We start from the raw sequence: 3,775 nt of genomic DNA, 5'->3' as shown, positions 1-3,775 counted from the left end.
TAAACTTCTTATTATCAGGTGGTTATTATGGAAAAGATGGGATTTTCAAAGTTGGGCCAGATGATTATAAGCGGTATAATGTTCGCCTCAATATGGGAGCTCAATTGAGCAAAATCTTCTCGATTGATACCCGTTTATCGTATACCAAAGACCAACAAGACGCAGTTTCGGGTGGGTTGAATGGCCAAGGAGTAATTTATGAACTTTATCGTTTACGTACTCGTACACCGTTTTTTACTCCTGATGGGCAATACAATGGAGCTGGTTCGGCCGCAACGGCTTACGCTCGACTTGAATCTGGTGGATATAATATTCTAAAAAGAGACTTTTTTGATGGAACCGCTACCTTGCGAGCAAATAATATCATAAAAGGACTAAGACTAACGGCCGTTGCAGGTACGCAGTACCGTCTTGCTGATAGAAAAAACTTTGCACGAACAGTGCCACTTTGGGGACGAGGAAAAATATTGAGTTACGTAAATCAGGTTAATAGCTATAATATTTTTGAAGAATTAATTAATAATACCAACTTACAATTATTAGCAAATTATGATATTGCTATTGCTCAAAAGCATAATTTAGGTGTATTGATGGGGTATAACTACGAAAACTTCAGACAGGAAAGTGTAAGTGCAGGAGCAACCAACTTGGTAAGCAACGATTTACCGACTCTTAATTTGGGTGATGATAAAACAAAAACCAATAGCCAGTTTATCGGAACAAATGCTTCGCAGTCGGTTTTTAGTAGATTCAATTATAATTATGATGGTAAATATCTCCTCGAAGCAACTATCCGACGTGATGACAACTCAAAACTTGCTCCAGGCCTGCGAGTAAAATATTTCCCATCGGCTTCGGCAGGTTGGAATGTCCATCGTGAAGGATTTATGAAAGATGTGAACTTCCTTTCTGAACTCAAACTTCGTGTATCTTGGGGACGCTTGGGTGGTGCTTTGGGTGGAAGTATTCTCGGTAATTATGATTATCTAAGTCAATTAAGTCGTGGTTCGACCTTAGTTTTGGGCGATTCGCGTGCTTCTTATCTTTTTCAAGGCTCAATTCCATCACAGTCGCTTTCGTGGGAAACCATCGAAACGACCAACTTTGGTTTTGATATTGGATTGCTAAAAAACAGGTTACAAATCAATGGAGATTATTACGTAAAATATAACCGTAATATGCTCACTCCACAAAACTTACCTGCAGTGATTGGAATTGGAACTCCAAGGAAAAATAATGGAGAACTGAAGTCTTGGGGCTGGGAATTGGAGGCTCGTTATAGAGGACAAATTGGTAAGGATTTTTCTTATACAGTTGCCGCCAACCTTTCGGATAACCAGAATGAGTTGCTCAATTTTTCAGCAAGAAACATCGTGGGAGCAGGAACGAATGGTATTGTAGAAGGCTATCCGTTAAATAGCATATTTGGCTATAAAACCGATGGTTATTTTACAACGGCCGATGAGGTAAAAGCATGGGCATTTCAAGATAACCGAACAGGTGCAGGTGATGTAAAATATCTGGACCTTAATGGCGATGGTCGAATTAATGTTGGCAAAGGTAATACTACCGACTTCGGCGACCTCGTGTATCTTGGTACAACACAACCTCGCTATGTGTTTGGTACAACGCTTGGTTTTAATTTCAAAGGTTTTGACTTTACGGCATTTATTCAGGGAGTTGGGAAGCGTTCGTTCAGACCAGAAACCCAAACAATTGCTCCGCTTATTGTAACGTGGAAACAAGCATTGGGTATTCACCGAGATTATTGGACTCCCGAAAATCCCGACGCGTTATATCCGCGTCCATTTCAAGGCGGAGACCACAACTATCGCGTGTCTGACAAATGGCTTTTGAATGGTCGATATGCACGCTTGAAAAATCTACAAGTGGGTTATACAATTCCTGAAAAAATATCGGGCAGACTAAAAATTTCGAGAGCCAGAATCTTCTTCTCGGCACAAGATATTCTTACTTTCTCGAAATTAGGACAGTTTAAAGGGTATTTCGACCCCGAACAAAGAGACAATATCGAGAACGATTATCCATTTTTTGCTACTGCTTCGGCGGGTATCAACTTAAATTTTTAAGTTAGAAAAAACACAAAGCTTTGATAATCAGCGATTAACCAATTAAAATATTTTTCTTATGAAATCTAAATTCAAAAATATTCTTTCCACTTGTCTGCTTTTTTGTGGGATAACCGCTTGTGAGGTTGACCGTCTGCCCGAAACATCAATCAGCGATGCCACTTTTTGGCGTTCGGAAACCGATTTGGTTGCGGCGACAAATTATTTGTACACATTTATTCCAGCATTCAATAATGAAGATGTGTGGTCTGATGATGCAATCGGACTGACCTCTAATAGTATCAGCGATGGCTCACGTCTTGCACCCGCGACCGATGTGACCAATTATAACAATAATTATGTACTAATCAGGGCAGCCAATAATATCATTGAAAAAGCTCCACGTGCTTCAGCAAATACAAGTGCGGCTGTAATTGATAGATACGTGGCAGAAGCACGTTTTTTTAGAGCTTGGGGCTATTATAACTTAGTTCAAAGGTATGGAGATGTACCCTTGATTCTAAAAATATTAGATGATACTTCGCCAGAGTTAACTGCACCCGCCAGTCCGAGAGAGGAAATTATTTCGCAAATTTATCAAGACCTTGATTTTGCTGCATCGAAATTGCCAACGATGCCGGCACTCGGAACTGCTAATTTTGGACGAATTTCTAACACCGGTGCTTTGGCATTCAAGGCTCGTGTGGCACTTTTTGAAGGTACTCGTTCAAAATTTCATAACTACGGAGATTCAAAAAAACACCTAAGTTTAGCAGTAGCGGCAGCTAAATCCGTAATTGATAGTCGCCAACATAGTCTTTTCCCAAACTATTTTAATCTTTTTCAATACGAAGGTGAAGGACTTCAAAACAAAGAAAACATCATTGTAAAACAATATGGTGTGAGCTTAATTGACCGAGTTTTGGTGCATACTTATTATAGAGGAACGATTGAAAACGGTAATAAAAGCCCGACCAAAAGTTTGGTTGATTCATACCTGATGAGCGATGGTTTGCCAACTACAAAATCACCTCTATATAAAACTCCGACAACAACTTCGGAAGTATTCACGAATCGTGACGACCGTTTGATTCAGACTGTTATGAAAAGAGGCGACCCATATATTTTTACCAAAAAAGTATTCGATGTGGCTAATATAGTTTTCCAAAAAACGGGATTTTGTTTTAGAAAATTTTCAAATATTGATGACTGGAATACGCAAGCATCTTCAATCGACCGTCCTGTGCTTCGCTACGCTGAAGTACTATTAGCGTATGCCGAAGCAAAGTATGAATTAGATGGAACAATAAGCGATGCTGACTTAGATTTGTCAATCAATTTATTACGTGCGAGAGGCAAAATTGCAAAATTGACGAATGCTTTCGTAACAACAAATGGCTTGAATATGCGTGATGAGATACGACGTGAACGCAGGATAGAATTAGCACAGGAAGGCCATCGATATTGGGATTTGATGCGTTGGAAAACAGCCGAAATCGAATTACCAAAACCCGTTTTAGGTAATTTCTTCTTTAAAACTGAGTTTGGAGCCAATACGCCCGCAGTTTTAACGCCAGATGGTTTTATTTTGGTTACAGCGGCCAATTTCCGCAGATTCGACCCTGCAAAAGATTATTTATGGCCTTTACCTTTGAATGAGATTTCGTTGAACCCGAACCTCAAGCAAAACCCGAATTGGTAATAAT

2 protein-coding genes are annotated in these 3,775 nt (G+C 39.7%); both read left to right on the top strand.

Going from position 1 to position 3,775, the window contains the following annotated elements:
* On the top strand, positions 1 to 2,090 hold a 2,090-nt coding region (locus tag ACOVO2_RS25285; RefSeq protein WP_421772649.1), incomplete at its 5' end, for a SusC/RagA family TonB-linked outer membrane protein.
* A gap of 58 nt (positions 2,091 to 2,148) precedes the next feature.
* On the top strand, positions 2,149 to 3,771 hold the full coding sequence (locus ACOVO2_RS25280) for a RagB/SusD family nutrient uptake outer membrane protein (RefSeq protein ID WP_421772648.1): 1,623 nt from the start codon (positions 2,149 to 2,151) through the stop codon (positions 3,769 to 3,771).
* Positions 3,772 to 3,775: the final 4 nt, after the last annotated feature.

This window comes from Emticicia sp., assembly GCF_049241225.1.
Taxonomy (GTDB): Bacteria; Bacteroidota; Bacteroidia; order Cytophagales; family Spirosomataceae; genus Emticicia.
The sequence above is the reverse complement of the archived record's forward strand: the minus strand, read 5'-3'. Positions and strand labels throughout refer to the sequence as shown.

Coding starts and splice junctions, on each gene's coding strand:
- ACOVO2_RS25280 (WP_421772648.1), top strand. CDS start 2,149: ATGAAATCTAAATTCAAAAATATTCTTTCCACTTGTCTGCTTTTTTGT.